Source organism: Lysinibacillus sp. NPDC047702 (assembly GCF_050272555.1).
Taxonomy (GTDB): domain Bacteria; phylum Bacillota; class Bacilli; order Bacillales_A; family Planococcaceae; genus Lysinibacillus.
In genome coordinates, this window is record NZ_JBNNMG010000018.1 from 19,249 (window position 1) to 34,219 (window position 14,971).

Below are 14,971 nucleotides of genomic sequence, written 5' to 3' on the forward strand. Positions count from 1 at the left end.
GCAAGAAAATCATTAGATATTTTTACTGTTTTTTGTATTTTATTACCGTTCTATCTACCTTGCTTTGTTATTGTTTGTTTTTCAAACTATATGATATAATGCCTTTACTGACTAACCTAAATAGGTCACTTGAAGCTGTAGCGCTACCGTACGCTATAGCTTTTTTTGATGATTACACATTTGTTCTTTATATTACGAAACTTTTCCAATAGCACTATCGTATATCAATTGAAACGATTATTTTGAGGAGCGTTATTATATGGAACAAAAAATACAAGCATTAATTGCTGCAACAAAAGAAAAATTCGGATTAACTAATTATTATTTACATACCTCTTCATTTCATAGAAGCTTAGACATATTTGAAGATACAACCTATATATTCACTACAGAATGGCTTCCTTCTCATGCTAAAAAGACAGAAGAGAATGATTTAAATCCACCAGGAACTGCAATTATTGACATAGATGTGCATACTGGTCAACTTAAAAGCATCTTATTTGTAGATAACGAGTCTTTTGCTGAAAAAAACATAATTGTCAGCACTTCCACAAACGATATTATTCAATGGGTTGAGGAAGAAACAGGACTTACCTATAACGAGCAGTTTCAGTTAATAGAAGAGGAAAGTGGAAGATTATTTTTTAAAGAATGTTTTATGGGTATCCCGGTTTCCCCATCCGGCTTTATTGAAATTAAATATAATCAGGATGGTCAGCTGACACTTTTTTCAGCCATAGGTCAATTTCCTCCTAAAGAAAAATTTAAACAAGATGTTCCTGCATTATCCTTAGAAAAGGTTGCAGATTTGCAAAAAAAACAAATAAAGCTTATCGAGTTCCCCTTAGAGAAGCAGAAGCAAATTCTTCCCTTTTATGGCTTTGAGGAAATTTATGTAACGAATGATTTAACAAGGACAATCCCCTATGAATTTTTTGTAGATGACAAAATACAATTGCCAATCGATAAAATTATTTATTGGGATTCACCAATTAAGCAATCATTCGAAAAAACATCCCTTACCGTTGACAATGATGTCACTTTAGAACAAGTTATATCTAGGGAATGTCATCCGAATTTATTACCAATTACAAATCTTGAAAAAGAACAGTGTATAAGCACCGTTTCCGATTTTTTACGTCAAGAATATCCGAATGATACTGGGAAGTGGTTACTGACAACCCTTTATCGTCAGGATAACTATATTTATGCAACTTTAAAATATAATGAGCATTCCAATTTTATTTTCAAACGAAAGCTACTTGTTATCATTGATGCGGAAAATTTACAAGCAATCAATAGTATGGATAGTCAATTTATGTTAAAGACATTTGAAGCTTATACTACCGCTGAAAAAGGAACAATCACCGAAAATCAAGCATTTGATAAATTGCAAGATCATCTTGAGCTTACACCTGTATATGTCTACGATAAACAATTAGCACAATATATTTTGTGTGGGAAATTAGATTGTGCATTTGCAGTCAACGCTACGAATGGCAAACTTGTAAAATTAGATGATTTATAAGAATCCTTTATATAGATAGGTGACCCCTTCCCCCTGTTGTTTTGTTTAGAGTGATTTTATAGTCACTCTTTTTTTCACTAAGGTACACTTCCTTTTGATCTTCTCACTCTATTTACGAACATTTGTTCTTGTGTTAGAATACTAAAAAAGGAGGTCATTTTTATGCAAACTATAAACACCATTGAATTAGTACATTTCTCAGAAGATTATGTAGATGTTTTACATGACTTTGATCTTCCAGAAGAGCAATCTCAATTTACGGCCCTTCCTAAAGAGATTTCTATAGAAATGGTTGGACAGTACCCAATTGTTATTTTAAGTGACAATGTACCAGTTGGATTTTTTGTTCTTCATGCAACAGAGAGAGTGAAAGAATACTCTAGCAATCCAAATGCTATGCTACTTACGGCATTATCTATTGACCATAAGCAACAAGGAAATGGGTACGCTAAAAAGGGCATGCTGGCACTGTCAGACTTTATTAAAAGAGAATTTAAGGAATGCAACGAGGTCGCTTTAGTGGTGAACCATAAAAATATTCCTGCTCAAAACCTGTATTTAAAAGTAGGCTTTGTTGATCATGGGGAAAGAAGAATGGGGCCTATTGGTGAGCAAATTGTTATGAATTTACACATTTAGCTATTATCGAATTTAAATTAATCACTTGTGGATTTCCTGGCGATTTATGTGATTCCTCAAGGTTTGTTAACTAATTTTACAAAATCACTCATTATGTAAGCTCAAATGAGTGATTTTGTAATTGCTGCAACAATAGTTCTTCAACTTGTGTTTTTAACGCTTGGTTGGCGTAGCGTAGCACTTCATCGTTTCCTGCTGTGGCAATTTGCACATCACTAAAATATTCATCGATGCGATGCCACCCCACTACTCGTATTTGCTGCTGAGCTAGTTGACGTTTTAGCTGGAAATAATCCTTTCGTAAATTCTTTAACAAGGCATCCATTAAAGGTAAAAAAACAAGCTTCATTTTAAAGTACTCTGCCCGTTTGTAATCCTGCTGCAATGATTTTACAGCTAAATCCAATAAAATATATTGATGCAGTAAACTTCGTTGTTCACCGTTAATCATTATAATCATCTTCTAGATGTGCGGCATAAATTTTACGTAAAGGGATATGCTTTGTGTTTGTAATTGTTTCTAATAATAGCTCTTGATTCTCCTCATCAATGGCTTGAATGACCCCACTCCACTGCAAATAGTTAGCGTTCTCCCATACAGTTAACATAATATTTTTATTTTCCATTAAAGCACGCTCTATGCTTTGTTGTAATTCTTCCAGCTCCCATTCAGCAAGTTCACGTGGCAACTCAACATAGCTCTCTTGTTTCCATTCTTTCAGAAGCTTCAGATGCTCTGGTAACATCATCGCCGTCCATTTAATATTTCCTCTATCTCGTATCATCTCATTCACTCCTTATGCTAAATGCCCACCTACTAAACGATTTCGTGTGATAGCTGTACCCGCCTTTGTATAAGAAGCTGCCCTTAATAAGGCTATTGCTCCATATTTTCTGCGGATTGCATCCATAACATGACCAATGATCTGTCGCTGCTCCTTATGTGCATCAAATAAGTCCAATTGGATACTGCGTTCCGGTTCCAAATTCGTTATTCTAACAGACAATTGACGTGCTGGTTCACCCGCAAAATACTCATCCAGTAATTCAAGACAAGTTTGATACATGACAAGCGTTTCACTTGTTGGTACCTCAATCGTTCGAGAGCGATGAAACCCTTTTGTCATCGCATTACGGCTATAGGAAAGCCCTAAGCTGATTGTGCGGCCAACATATCCTGCTTCACGCGTTCGCCGCATTACATCTTCACACATTTCCAGTAGCACAACCGCAATCTCTTTTCGGGTATGATAATCTCTCATTAACATTTGTCCTTTCCCAAAGCTTAACGCTGCATTCGTTACTAAAGGCTCTCCTAACGAGGAAAGATCAATTCCCCATGCATGGTAATATAATTGATTGCCCATAATACCAAAACGTTTTTCTAATTCCTTTAAATCTGCGTTTGCTAGCCCTCCAACTGTTTGTATACCCATTGCATGTAAGCTCCGTTCCATCTGTTTGCCAATACCCCACATTTCGGACAATGGTCGTACTGGCCAAAGCTTTTTTGGAACATCTTCATAGCTCCACTTAGCAAAGCCAGATTTTTTAGCCTCTAAATCTAATGCTAATTTAGCCATTAGCATATTGGGTCCCATACCGATTGCGGAGGGGATGCGAAATTGCTCGTAAATCGCTTGTTGAATCGTTTTAGCTGCTTGCTCAGGAGAGCCCCAAAGCTTTTCTGTACCTGTTAAATCTACAAAGCTTTCATCGACACTATAGACATGAATCGCCTCAGCAGGGACATACTTAGCTATAAGTCGAGTAATCTCCATTGACATTTCTAGAAAAAATGACATTTTCGGTTCAAAAAGCTTAATATCTGGATGCTTAGGAATCTCATAACGCCTATTTCCTGTTTTGATTTTAAATTTTTCCTTCATCATTGGTGAAGCTGCAAGTACGATACTACCTGGCTGTTCAAAATTACCTATAACGGCAATAGGAACTTTCAAAACATCTAAACCCTCTAGCACGGCAATACAGCTAGCATAAAAACATTTCATATCAATACAAAAAATGTCCCTATGTGGTAGAGCGTCATAATTCATATAACCTCACGCTTTCCACGTGCAGCGGGCATTATCGCTAGAACATTGTTAATCATAAATGTGCGTTTTGCTCGCCTTGTAAAGCAGAATGCTGTAAATGAATCACCAGCAAGCTTGATGATCTTTATACGCCTTTTCGTAATGGCACCAGACTGGGATATATACATCATGCTGACTATTTGTTGACGTTGCATTGCCTTTATTAACTGTTCTTTCACCTTTACTTTCCTCCCCAAAAATCAAGTGAGTCTAACAAAGCTGCCCCTGACACAGAACGAATGTTTGTGTTTTTATTATACGCACACACGTTCTTAATTAGAAGTGGTAATTTTAGCTAATTTGGACTTTAACATGGAAACTAAACATAGGCTTTTGTTTAAGCCTAAAATGACTTTGTACATATGCTTATGATGAGTGTTTCATTTTGATTTAGAAGGGATGTCATTATTAGCTCAACAATTGATTATACGTCACCATCCACACAGTTCACTTTTGACGTCAATAAAAGTACGCTGTTTAAAAAAGATAATCGAAATTATATAAATGTTCTTGGAATAGAACAATTAAATACATTGGAAAATGTGTCCTTGCTTGATATTTTTCTAAGTAGGGACAATGTAATTGAACCACATTATCATCAAAATGCAGGAGAGCTTGTATATTGTATTGCTGGTGCTGCTATCGTATCCATACTTAATCCTTTTACTAAGAAGCTTCAAAACTATCCTATAAAACCGGGCCAAGTTGCAAATGTACCTCAAGGCTGGTGGCATTATGAGGTAGCTACTGAGGATGACACGCATCTACTAGCTATTTTTGATGCCCCGACTCCTGAGGTTATTTTAGGTTCAGATATATTGAGATTTACACCTTCCAATATTATGGCTCACACTTATTGCTTAGATGAAAATCTGTGGAAAAAAGCAATAGCACCAGTTGTACCATCGACATATATTGGACCAGCCAAAGACTGTAATCGTGTAAAATCAACTTCTGATAAACCAAAAGATTCTCATCATCGTAAACACAAGTATCAGTATCCACAGTACACAAATCCGTATTCATGCCCGCACCGCAGCCCATATATGTATCCATATGGCCCCTATTACTAATTAATAGGCAGCAGCACTCAACGTTGATCAACTTTTATCGCATAAAAATAGATAAAAGGGAAACCATATATAGTAAAGTCATCGCTTTGTTTTTACTAAATGAGGTGTAAAGAATGGAATTATTTCCACTGATCCATACAAATTTTTGGGATGCTGTGATAGCCGTTCCAGCCGTTTTACTTATTACACAGCTAATTAAGGTATTTATGCATGTTCAGCCTAAATATGTTCCAGTAATTGCCCTTGCTATTGGCTTGATTATTTCTATCTTTATAAGCCATCGACATAGCCTTCTTGCCGGTGTATTTATGGGCTTTTTTTATGGGTATGCAGCAATTGGAAACTTTGCCGCATTGAAAACAACCATTAATAGCTATAAAAATAAGAAGAAAAATAACCTTTTAATGTAAAAAATGATTAAAATTCCAATTTAAAACACATCCTACTTTTAAATAAATACAATGAGAATTAGGAAGTGTAATTATGGAATTGGTAAATAATAATTTAGAGTCATTACGTTTTAAGGAAATTTTTCAGATTTGGACACAGCTTGGCGTTAATAATAGCTATATAGCGTCCAATCATGCATTTTTTAAGCATGCTACCGATAAAAATCTGAAGGTGATTATCGTAGAATTTATTCAATGTTTAAAAGAGGAAAATAAGCAATTACAAACCTTATTAAAGGACAATGGCGTGCTTACCCCTTCTGCATCCATTGACTATAAAAAGTTAAAAATGGGAGATATACGTGGGAAAACTGCTATCAATGATACCGAAATCAGTGCCATCCTATCGATGAATATTGCTTCCTCTGTTATTTCAGTTAGCCAATCTTTTGAAAAAGCTGTAAAAAAGAAATATGTGTCAAAGTATGGTGAGCTTCATATGAGATATGCCATACTGGGTGCAAAGCTCATACAGTTAAGTAAGGACAAAGGCTGGTTACTAGCTCCAGCTACAAATAGATAAAACAAGCTCTCGTTTCAAAAAAACGAGAGCTTGTCATAGTGTTGAAAAACTAAATGGTCAAGGGACTCTTTGTGAACACTACTAAGTCAAATGAAGGTGATTTCCGTTCCAGGCTACTCGCTTTCCTGTGGGCGAGCGACGAGCCGCTTCCTGCGCTGACGCTCCGTGCAGGGTCTCGTCTGTCTCGCTATCCCACGGGAGTCGAGTAGCCTTGCACTCCAATCAACAATAGTGTAGAACTTTAAATATTTTCTTCCCTCAAAAGTAAAGTAAAAGTATGTTACTTACCATCATTAAATGGATATAATAGCACAATTCTATAGTTGTTGCCCTAAACTTTATGTATAGAATCATTTTGTTGCTTTACATAAAGCCACTTATTGCTGTCACTCGTTTTCGCATAGAAAAATGTTTTCAAGGCTCCACTATTGCGCAAAATAGTATTGGTTAGGACTTCATTTTATCACTACACATTTATGTGAAATGCCAATAGAAAATACGATGAGCAACGGTTGATTGGAGTGTAGACTGAGTGACTCCTCGGGGATTCAGCGTCACAGATGAGACCCTGGAGCGAGCTACGCGAGTGAAGCGGCTCATCGGACGCCCCCAGGAAAGCACTCAGTCGGAACGGAAATCAACCCCTCGTTTTGAAAAAGGGCTATACTTTTTAATTTGTCACCTTGATGTCATTGACATAATAGTATTTCAACAACATGACAAGCTCTCGTTTCAAAAAAACGAGAGCTTGTTGCTTTTCACCTATTATCGAGTTCTCACAAAAAACAGCTTGTACCACTGATTGACAAGGAATGGTAGAACAGACAGACTATAAATAAAACCTAATTGTGCCAAACTTAATGTAGCAACTTCAAAAACACCTGTAAGCATTGGCATAAATAATACGGCATGTAAGCTTAAAAAGCCAATTAAAAATGCTAGCCAAGTATATTTATTGGAAAATATACCAATGGTAAAAATAGATTCTTTTGATCTAGAGTTAAAGCCATGCACTAAGCGTGACAAACATAATGTGGTAAATGCCATCGTGCTCGCAGTTAAAGTATCACCTGTTGACAACCCAATTTGAAAGGCAATAATGGTCGAGATGGCAATTAATATCCCCTCAAGCACCACCTGCGTCGTAAATACTTTATTTAATAACGGTTGATGGATATCCCTAGGCTTGTCCTTCATTGTTTTTTTATTATTAGGCTCTAGACCAATTGCAATAGCCGGTAAGCTATCAGTAAGCAGGTTAATAAACAAGAGATGCACTGGTGCAAAGGGCACTGGTAAGCCTAAAATAGTTGCATATAGCACAACAAAAATAGCACCCACATTCCCTGATAATAAGAACAAAATAGCATTTTTAATATTCGTATAAATACTTCTGCCATTTGCAATAGCCTTGACAATCGTTGAAAAATTATCATCCGTTAAGATCATTGAGGAGGCATCTTTTGCTACTTCTGTGCCTGTAATGCCCATCGCCACACCAATATCGGCTTGTTTTAGGGCAGGACCATCGTTAACGCCATCTCCTGTCATAGCAACGACCCTCCCCGTTTCCTGCCATGCCTTCACAATGCGAATTTTTTGCTCTGGTGTGACACGTGCATAAACTGAAAAATCTTTCACTTTTTCTTGTAGTTGTTGATCTGTTAAACCTGCAATTTCATGCCCCTCAATCGCCTCTGAAGGATCTTTTAAAATACCGATTTGCGTGGCGATAGCAGTCGCTGTTATTTTATGATCTCCAGTAATCATTACTGGCTTTATACCCGCCTTTATACAATTTTCAACAGCCTCTTTGGATTCTTTTCTTGGCGGATCCATCATAGCGACAAGCCCCACAAAGATTAAATCTCGTTCGACTCTTGCATTGATAGCTTGACTGTCCCTTACCTCTTTATAGGCAATGGCCAGTACCCTTAGCCCATTCATAGAGAAATCACGATTCGCCGCTTCAATTTTCTGACGATGGTGCTGTGTAATATCATGAATCCCTGCAGATGTTTGAATTTTTACGACTTTAGGTAAAAGAACATCTACTGCTCCTTTAGTAATCATAATCGATTGTTGATCCATCTTATTTACAGTACTCATCAGCTTTCTATCTGAATCAAAAGGAATTTCAGCTATTCTTGGATAACGTTCCCTAATAACAACTTCATCAAAGCCATATTGCTTCCCCAATTTCACAAGGGCAATTTCAGTAGGGTCACCTATTTCCTTTTGATCTCTTTCCACCGCATCACTACATAATAACCCCTTGATAATCAAATTTTTCTCAACTGTATTCGTCGTGTGCAGCCAATCATGTGGAATCACTTTTTGATCCACATAGACCTCTTGCACCACCATTTTATTTTCAGTTAATGTGCCTGTTTTATCCGAACAAATAACGGATACACTTCCCAAGCTTTCAACGGCATAGAGCTTTCGTATAATAGCATTTTCCTTAGCCATTTTTTGCGTTCCAAAAGCCAGTACAATGGTAACAATCGAACTTAAAGCCTCTGGAATTGCTGCAACTGCAAGCGATACCGCAAACATAAACGATTCTACTAGTGCTCGTCCACGAAACAGGTCAATTGTAAAAATAGCTAAACAGATTAATGTAATACCTAAAGCTAATTTTTCCCCAAATTGATCTAAACTTATTTGCAGGGGCGTCTTCTTTTCTTTCGCTGTATCTAATAAATTAGCAATTTTACCGATTTCAGTTTGCATGCCAATCGCTGTAACCATGACAATGCCACGCCCATTTGTCACAAAGCTACCAGAGTATACCATATTCTTTTTATCAGCCACTGTTACATTGCTATTCCTGATTGGATTGATATGTTTGGCCACAGCAATAGACTCACCCGTTAAAGAGCTTTCATTGATATGCAAATTATGACTTTCTAATAATCGTCCATCCGCATTGATATAATCACCAGCCTCCAAATATAGAAGATCACCAACGACTATATCTTCCGAGGAAATCTCTATTAGCTGATTATTGCGCATGACTTTGGCAATTGGAGAGGTCAATGCTTTTAAGTTATCCAAAGATTGTTCAGCCTTGACATGTTGTACGGTGCCTAGGATTGCATTTAAAATAACAACAATCATGATAACGATTGTACTTTCTACTTCCCCTAATAAAAATGAAACGAATGCAGCAATGATTAAAATAATCACTAATAAATCTTTAAACTGTCCAAGGAAAACGGCTAATGTACTTGTCTTTTTTCCTTCCTCCAATACATTATAGCCGTATACTTCCTGTCTCTTTTGAACGTCATAATCACTCAATCCTTGATCTGTTACATTCAATGTTTTCATAACTTCAGCTGATGACTGTTGATGATACTCTGACATTCGATTCCCCCTCCATTTGAAATGATTAGACGAGCCGTACCCTTTGTAAAGGCCTGATTATGCTAAATTCCCTCTCACTGACTAACATTCAGGAGAAAAATGATTAGTGGCTCTTTTCCTTTTACAAGAATAGGTAAAGTCTTTGTAAACAATTTTTTGTATTTTTACATTGCGCCTTATTAGCTCATAAGATTAGATTCTTATCAGTAGAATTCTTTCAACTAATATCAAAAAATAGTATTACATTGGCCTTATCTCTTTCTCTTTGAGCCCCTAAAATACTTTAACTACAACAATCTATTCCTTGTCCTATTCCAGTATGATAATAATTGATAGAGAAATTAATTATTTGTTTGATAGCTGAACGTATAAAATAAATACGTCATAACAATTTGAGCATTAGTCAACTAATATTCGCCATGAATATCGTATCCATACAAAAAAGGCATTTGGAATATGGCTACTCCAAATGCCTCCCTATAGGGCATTATTTTAACTGCTGCTCTTTATTCACTACTAGTAAATAATCAAGTGCACTCATTCTAGTAAGTTTATGGGTAAACTTTATGGCATCCGCTTGAGAATCAAACATAAAGTTTTCGAGTTCGTCTGTTGGTATATATTGATTGGCGATTTTTCTTTTTAGTTTGCGGACAGATAAAGTATGTGAATCCTCTTCATACAAAATAATAGCACCCACATTTCGATAAAACGTCTGATCAATTGCTGCAACCACCTTGACATTTTTAAACTCTGTTAAATCTATCTGCATATATTTACCAACCTCCCTTAAACTTACATTCTATCTCGAGCCATGATTGTCCTTCTTTTTAAATGACTTTTTTGGTTATTTCCCCCAGAACGATATGTTTAAAAATTTCTATGAATTGTGCTGAGCGGAGGTCAAGTCCAGCTCATGCTCTTGAGAAAGTGGTGCTCTCTTTAAAGAGAAAATAGCACAGCCTAATGCACATAAAACTAAGATGGCACCAAAGCTAGATAAATGCATGACGGACCCTGTTACAGCAAACATCGCTCCTCCAACAGCAGAACCTATGGATATTCCAATCTGTAATGCGGCTGTATTTAAGCTTTGTTGAATATCAGATGTTTTTGGATCAATTTGTATTAAATAATTTTGCAGCGGAGGAGTAAGTGCCCAGCTAAGTGCACCCCATAAAACAGTGACAATTAAAAACAGTGGCAGGGCAACAATTGTATAAGGAATACTAAATAATACAACCGCAAATGCTAAGACAATCATGATAATCGCTTTCCCAGTACCAATTTTATCACTCAGCCAGCCACCTAGTGCATTCCCGCTGACAGACGCTATTCCAAAGATTAGATAGCAAATACTAATCCAAGAAGCGTTCATATGAAATGCTTCTACTAAAAACGGTGTGAGGTATGCATAGAGCATATAATGACCTGCCAGCATAAATAGTGTAGTTAGTTGTGCACTAAAGATTTTTAAATTAGCCAATGATTTAATTTGAGCCTTTAATGGGACCACTTCTACAACTGGCATTTTTTCAAGCAGCAACGCAATAAGAATCATGGATAGCGTTGAAAGTAGAGCGATTCCTAAGAACACAGCTCGCCAGCCAAATGCCTCTGTCACAAATATTCCCATCGGTACACCGATGACGAGTGCGGAACTAACTCCAACAAAAACAAGTCCTAATGCTTTCGCACGATGTCTTGGTTCGACAATCTTTGTTGTAATCGTCAAGGATAAGACAATCACTAAAGCTGTGCTCATTGCTGTAAAAATTCTAGCAACCATCACTGTCAGGAATGTTGTACTAAAAAATGTCATGATATTCCCAATGGTAAAGATTAATAAAGAAATAAGATATAGGCGCTTCCTTTCCACTTTTGCTGTTAATGATAAAAGGACAGGCGCAGAAATTGCATAGACAAGAGCAAAAATGGTAATTAATTGACCTGCTGTTGCTAAGGATACATTTAAATCCTCTGCGATTTTTGGTAATATACCACCAACAATTAACTCCACTAATCCTACTGCAAAAGTAGTAGCAGCAAGAATATAAACTCTCCAATTCATCGTAATCACCCTTCCGTTAGACATCATTTTTGTAGAGGATACTTTTCATTCGTCCCACATCAGCCTGATTTATCCGGAATAACAGAGATGGGCTAACAAAAACAAAAAAATCCTGACTACAAAAATGAAGAACAATTTTTGTAGTCAGGATTTTATGGTTCCTGGTAGAGACCCTCAATCCATATTATTGAGGTTATACAGATCAAATATTTACCCTAGCTATATTAGCATATTGAATTTTACATGACAACAATTTTTTATGATTCTACTTTACATCCACTATATAAAAATGGTTAAAAATAGAATTTAATACCTTTTATTTGTACATATAGCTAGCGACTTACAATAAAAAATGCAATTTACAGAAGAAAGATTTTAGATTTAGCTTATATTTTTTCAAATTTGGCCATACATAATACTAGAAAGAATATTGCGAGGTGATTGTTTGCGTATAGTAGGTTTAGTATGCTATTTCTTAGTGTTGTTTTATGGCGTAGAACTAGTAATAGAAGAGCTTGCAATCGGTGAACCAGCAAACATTTCCTCTAAACTAGGCAAACAGCCAATTCCCATCAAAGAAACTGTAGAAAATTCAACGGTTTGTGTCTATTATCCCTCTTATACAGAATGTACCGCTCTATCAAATAACTAAAAAAATGTATTTCAGCTAAAAAAGTAAATAGCAAAAGGCAGAAATATTGATTGAAAATAATATTTCTGCCTTTTCATTTTAACATATTTATACATAAACATTTAAAACGTTTATTTTTTTGAACCAACATGGAATTGATTAAACGGATAGAGGGTTATTTTAGCTTCACCATAAATGGCATCTTCAGAAATTAAACCATAATGACGACTATCGTAACTTTTTAGACGATTGTCGCCAAGAACAAAATACATTCCCTCAGGCACCTTTTTTTCATTGACCAGTTGCTCTAAAGTGAAATTTTCTGTAATGCGTAATTGATTCGGGTCATCCGTTTGACGATTCACATAATCCTCTTTATAAGCTTTACCATTAACATATAGAACATCATCCTTCATTTCAACCGTATCACCTGGCAAACCAATTACCCGTTTGATATATAACTCGTCCTCTGTTGGTGATTGAAAAACAATTTGATCAAAGCGTTCAATTTTACTCGTTTTACTAACAACAATGATATCCTTATCATGGTAAGTGGGGTACATCGAAGCACCCTGCACTTTAATCGGTGCGAATAAAAATTGCTTACAGCCTAATACAACAATAGCTGTAATCACAATAATTTTAAGATAGGATAGTACTTCTTTTTTAAAATTTGTTTTTTCCTCTTGCATATTCATTCCCCGATACTGTTTTTTTATAGTATAACATTTTCTAAAGTGTATTGACGAATGATTCACAAAAATTGTTTCATAGCCACAAAAAATAGACAAAGCTTTCTTTCACTTTGCCTAGCTTAATTTTAATTTTTTTTAAAAAATTATCAGTGGTTACTTTGCGTAGCAGAGTGATGTTGTTCATTTAATAAGTCTACTGCTAAAACAATACCTACAGGTAATGCAACTGCTAATAAAATTGTCCCAATAATCATCACAATCACTCCCTAAACCATTTCTAAATCAAAGTATACACTAAATTTTCTGATATTTCAAATAAAAAAGAAAAAAATCATTCAACTAGGCATGCACCCTACCTGAATGATTTTTTAAGTTTATATAAAGATTTTTAAGCACAATAGTTGTAACTGCTGTATAGTAGATCTAATTGGATGTTTTTGAGCCTTACGTTTAGGTACATAGCTGTGCATGCAATTATTGAGAGCTGTGTACCTAAGCACCTGGGTCCTCCCATTCATTCATCTCCCTCCCCTCACGATCGAAAGTTTTACAGCTATATTACCCAAAAAGTCCCTACCAACCTCCTTCCCGTTTACTGCAAATGCTCTTTTAACTCTGATTGAATTTTTTGAAGCTCCGCATTATTTGGGATATAATACCATATATGATCTATTTTTTTGCCATCTCCCTCTTCAAATGACAGCTGATCAATATTGCGATTCATTTTTTTATAAATACTTTGTAACTGAATTAAATCTTTCATTGTGAAATTCATACGTACATTATCACCAACTACTTCCAGCATATCAGTAGCCTTTAAAAGTATAGATGATGTGGAAGAAGCTTTTTTCATAACCGCCTCAATAATTTGTCGTTGACGAATTTGTCGACCAAAATCACCGCGAGGATCTTCATATCGAATGCGAGAAAAAATTAGTGCCTCATCTCCCGTTAAAGTGACATCTCCCTTTGGAAAATGATATGAATTATAGGTTAAATCCATGTCATTTTCGATGGTAACGCCGCCAATCGTATCAATAATTTGAAGGAAGCCCTCCATATTAATAAACACATAATAATCAATTGGAATATCTAAAAAATGCTCTACCGTATCGACAGCCATGGGAACTCCCCCAAATGCATAGGCATGATTAATTTTGTCCACAGAATCATGACCTATAATCTCCGTCCGAGTATCTCGTGGTATACTAAGCATTTTCATCGTTTGTTTTGCAGGATTAACCGTTACAACAATCATTGTATCTGAGCGTCCACTATCATCTTTACGCTCATCCACTCCAAGCAGTAACACAGAAAATGGCTCTTTTTTTGTTACTGTTTTTTGATCTATCCCCTCATTATCCGCTGCTTCAATTAAAGGTGTATTTATTTTATTCATCGTTTTCTGGATCGTATAATAAGCAGTACCTATAAAGATTAAAAAAATTGCTACTAGGCTGCCTAATATCCAAAGCCATATTCTCTTCTTGCTCTTTCTCTCTTTAGAGCGTTTCATTTTTTTTTCCATACATAAGTCCTTTCTTGCTAAACAGATTTACCCCTCTTTTTGACGTTTTAAGTTGGAAAAAAGTTTATATAGTCTATTTATATGCATATTGGACGAAAAAAAGACGTACACTAGTATTTACTAAATATACGCCAACCTATTCCTGAATTGGTAAATAATCTTCAAAGCCTTGAGATAAATCCCTCGATTTAAAAAGTCTGTGTAAACCACTTCATCACCAAAGAAATAGTACTTAGTTGAGAAAAAATTTTCTGATTAATTGAAAATTCATTATTGTTGATATATACTTTTTTTAAAATTAATAGATACATTGTCTCTATAAAAGAAACGGTGTTGGATAATTTTACTAGCATTTAGGAGGTATTT

At 35.8% G+C, this 14,971-nt stretch carries 17 protein-coding genes and 1 riboswitch; of the genes, 6 read left to right on the forward strand and 11 right to left on the reverse strand.

Annotated features, from left to right (window positions below; all coding sequences use genetic code 11):
• The first annotated feature begins 259 nt into the window (after window positions 1–259).
• Window positions 260–1,528 (forward strand): hypothetical protein, encoded by a 1,269-nt coding sequence (locus ACQKIM_RS11035; RefSeq protein WP_427543373.1) that lies wholly within the window; start codon window positions 260–262, stop codon window positions 1,526–1,528.
• 162 nt (window positions 1,529–1,690) lie between these two features.
• Entirely contained in the window at window positions 1,691–2,167 is a 477-nt protein-coding gene (locus tag ACQKIM_RS11040; RefSeq protein WP_427543376.1) for a GNAT family N-acetyltransferase, read from the forward strand.
• A 91-nt stretch (window positions 2,168–2,258) separates the two neighbouring features.
• On the opposite strand, the gene ACQKIM_RS11045 is transcribed toward ACQKIM_RS11040, so the two are convergent.
• Genes ACQKIM_RS11045 through ACQKIM_RS11060 form a run of 4 tightly spaced genes read right to left on the reverse strand, consistent with a single transcriptional unit; the run spans window position 2,259 to window position 4,442 of the window.
• Window positions 2,259–2,618 carry an aconitate hydratase gene (locus tag ACQKIM_RS11045; RefSeq protein WP_427543379.1) on the reverse strand — a complete coding sequence of 120 codons (360 nt, stop codon included), beginning with the start codon at window positions 2,616–2,618 and terminating at the stop codon, window positions 2,259–2,261.
• Window positions 2,611–2,952 carry a YolD-like family protein gene (locus ACQKIM_RS11050; RefSeq protein WP_427543382.1) on the reverse strand — a complete coding sequence of 114 codons (342 nt, stop codon included), beginning with the start codon at window positions 2,950–2,952 and terminating at the stop codon, window positions 2,611–2,613. Before ACQKIM_RS11050 ends, ACQKIM_RS11045 begins: the two co-directional genes overlap by 8 nt.
• 12 nt (window positions 2,953–2,964) lie before the next feature.
• Entirely contained in the window at window positions 2,965–4,224 is a 1,260-nt protein-coding gene (locus ACQKIM_RS11055; protein ID WP_427543385.1) for a DNA polymerase thumb domain-containing protein, read from the reverse strand.
• A complete protein-coding gene (locus ACQKIM_RS11060; protein WP_427543388.1) occupies window positions 4,221–4,442 on the reverse strand; it encodes a transcriptional regulator in 222 nt (73 codons plus the stop codon). Before ACQKIM_RS11060 ends, ACQKIM_RS11055 begins: the two co-directional genes overlap by 4 nt.
• A 228-nt stretch (window positions 4,443–4,670) precedes the next feature.
• Here ACQKIM_RS11060 and ACQKIM_RS11065 point away from each other — a divergent pair, with 228 nt between their 5' ends.
• From ACQKIM_RS11065 to ACQKIM_RS11075, 3 genes are all read left to right on the forward strand, one after another.
• A complete protein-coding gene (locus tag ACQKIM_RS11065) occupies window positions 4,671–5,336 on the forward strand; it encodes a cupin domain-containing protein (RefSeq protein ID WP_427543560.1) in 666 nt (221 codons plus the stop codon).
• Window positions 5,337–5,449: 113 nt separating this feature from the next.
• Complete coding sequence (locus ACQKIM_RS11070) at window positions 5,450–5,746, forward strand: hypothetical protein (RefSeq protein ID WP_427543391.1); 297 nt, start codon at window positions 5,450–5,452, stop codon at window positions 5,744–5,746.
• Between the two features lie 73 nt (window positions 5,747–5,819).
• Window positions 5,820–6,308 (forward strand): DUF3231 family protein, encoded by a 489-nt coding sequence (locus tag ACQKIM_RS11075; protein ID WP_427543394.1) that lies wholly within the window; start codon window positions 5,820–5,822, stop codon window positions 6,306–6,308.
• A gap of 474 nt (window positions 6,309–6,782) precedes the next feature.
• On the opposite strand, the gene ACQKIM_RS11080 is transcribed toward ACQKIM_RS11075, so the two are convergent.
• From ACQKIM_RS11080 to ACQKIM_RS11095, 4 genes are all read right to left on the reverse strand, one after another.
• Window positions 6,783–6,908: a hypothetical protein gene (locus ACQKIM_RS11080; protein ID WP_427543397.1), complete on the reverse strand. Its 126-nt coding sequence runs from the start codon at window positions 6,906–6,908 to the stop codon at window positions 6,783–6,785.
• 165 nt (window positions 6,909–7,073) lie between these two features.
• A complete protein-coding gene (locus ACQKIM_RS11085) occupies window positions 7,074–9,680 on the reverse strand; it encodes a cation-translocating P-type ATPase (RefSeq protein WP_427543400.1) in 2,607 nt (868 codons plus the stop codon).
• A gap of 487 nt (window positions 9,681–10,167) precedes the next feature.
• Window positions 10,168–10,452, reverse strand: coding sequence for a hypothetical protein (locus tag ACQKIM_RS11090; RefSeq protein WP_427543403.1), 285 nt, complete (start codon window positions 10,450–10,452; stop codon window positions 10,168–10,170).
• Window positions 10,453–10,560: 108 nt separating this feature from the next.
• Window positions 10,561–11,751: an MFS transporter gene (locus ACQKIM_RS11095; protein ID WP_427543406.1), complete on the reverse strand. Its 1,191-nt coding sequence runs from the start codon at window positions 11,749–11,751 to the stop codon at window positions 10,561–10,563.
• Between the two features lie 121 nt (window positions 11,752–11,872).
• A riboswitch (purine riboswitch) is annotated at window positions 11,873–11,972 on the reverse strand.
• A gap of 224 nt (window positions 11,973–12,196) precedes the next feature.
• Between ACQKIM_RS11095 and ACQKIM_RS11100 the strand changes: the two genes are divergently transcribed.
• Window positions 12,197–12,403: a hypothetical protein gene (locus ACQKIM_RS11100; RefSeq protein ID WP_427543409.1), complete on the forward strand. Its 207-nt coding sequence runs from the start codon at window positions 12,197–12,199 to the stop codon at window positions 12,401–12,403.
• Window positions 12,404–12,513: 110 nt separating this feature from the next.
• Here ACQKIM_RS11100 and lepB read toward each other — a convergent pair whose 3' ends face one another.
• From lepB to ACQKIM_RS11115, 3 genes are all read right to left on the reverse strand, one after another.
• Window positions 12,514–13,074 (reverse strand): signal peptidase I, encoded by a 561-nt coding sequence (gene lepB, locus ACQKIM_RS11105; protein WP_427543412.1) that lies wholly within the window; start codon window positions 13,072–13,074, stop codon window positions 12,514–12,516.
• 149 nt (window positions 13,075–13,223) lie between these two features.
• Window positions 13,224–13,331: a transcriptional regulator gene (locus ACQKIM_RS11110; RefSeq protein ID WP_427543415.1), complete on the reverse strand. Its 108-nt coding sequence runs from the start codon at window positions 13,329–13,331 to the stop codon at window positions 13,224–13,226.
• 338 nt (window positions 13,332–13,669) lie between these two features.
• Window positions 13,670–14,605, reverse strand: a complete 936-nt coding sequence (locus ACQKIM_RS11115) for an LCP family protein (protein ID WP_427543418.1) — start codon at window positions 14,603–14,605, stop codon at window positions 13,670–13,672.
• Between the last annotated feature and the right edge of the window lie 366 nt (window positions 14,606–14,971).

Bases quoted from the DNA above. Each gene is read 5' to 3' on its own strand.
- ACQKIM_RS11085 (WP_427543400.1), bottom strand. From the start codon at position 9,680: ATGTCAGAGTATCATCAACAGTCATCAGCTGAAGTTATGAAAACATTG.
- ACQKIM_RS11045 (WP_427543379.1), bottom strand. From the start codon at position 2,618: ATGATTAACGGTGAACAACGAAGTTTACTGCATCAATATATTTTATTG.
- lepB (WP_427543412.1), bottom strand. From the start codon at position 13,074: ATGCAAGAGGAAAAAACAAATTTTAAAAAAGAAGTACTATCCTATCTT.
- ACQKIM_RS11050 (WP_427543382.1), bottom strand. From the start codon at position 2,952: ATGATACGAGATAGAGGAAATATTAAATGGACGGCGATGATGTTACCA.
- ACQKIM_RS11040 (WP_427543376.1), top strand. From the start codon at position 1,691: ATGCAAACTATAAACACCATTGAATTAGTACATTTCTCAGAAGATTAT.
- ACQKIM_RS11115 (WP_427543418.1), bottom strand. From the start codon at position 14,605: ATGGAAAAAAAAATGAAACGCTCTAAAGAGAGAAAGAGCAAGAAGAGA.
- ACQKIM_RS11095 (WP_427543406.1), bottom strand. From the start codon at position 11,751: ATGAATTGGAGAGTTTATATTCTTGCTGCTACTACTTTTGCAGTAGGA.
- ACQKIM_RS11055 (WP_427543385.1), bottom strand. From the start codon at position 4,224: ATGAATTATGACGCTCTACCACATAGGGACATTTTTTGTATTGATATG.
- ACQKIM_RS11080 (WP_427543397.1), bottom strand. From the start codon at position 6,908: ATGAGCCGCTTCACTCGCGTAGCTCGCTCCAGGGTCTCATCTGTGACG.
- ACQKIM_RS11110 (WP_427543415.1), bottom strand. From the start codon at position 13,331: ATGATTATTGGGACAATTTTATTAGCAGTTGCATTACCTGTAGGTATT.
- ACQKIM_RS11070 (WP_427543391.1), top strand. From the start codon at position 5,450: ATGGAATTATTTCCACTGATCCATACAAATTTTTGGGATGCTGTGATA.
- ACQKIM_RS11090 (WP_427543403.1), bottom strand. From the start codon at position 10,452: ATGCAGATAGATTTAACAGAGTTTAAAAATGTCAAGGTGGTTGCAGCA.
- ACQKIM_RS11075 (WP_427543394.1), top strand. From the start codon at position 5,820: ATGGAATTGGTAAATAATAATTTAGAGTCATTACGTTTTAAGGAAATT.
- ACQKIM_RS11035 (WP_427543373.1), top strand. From the start codon at position 260: ATGGAACAAAAAATACAAGCATTAATTGCTGCAACAAAAGAAAAATTC.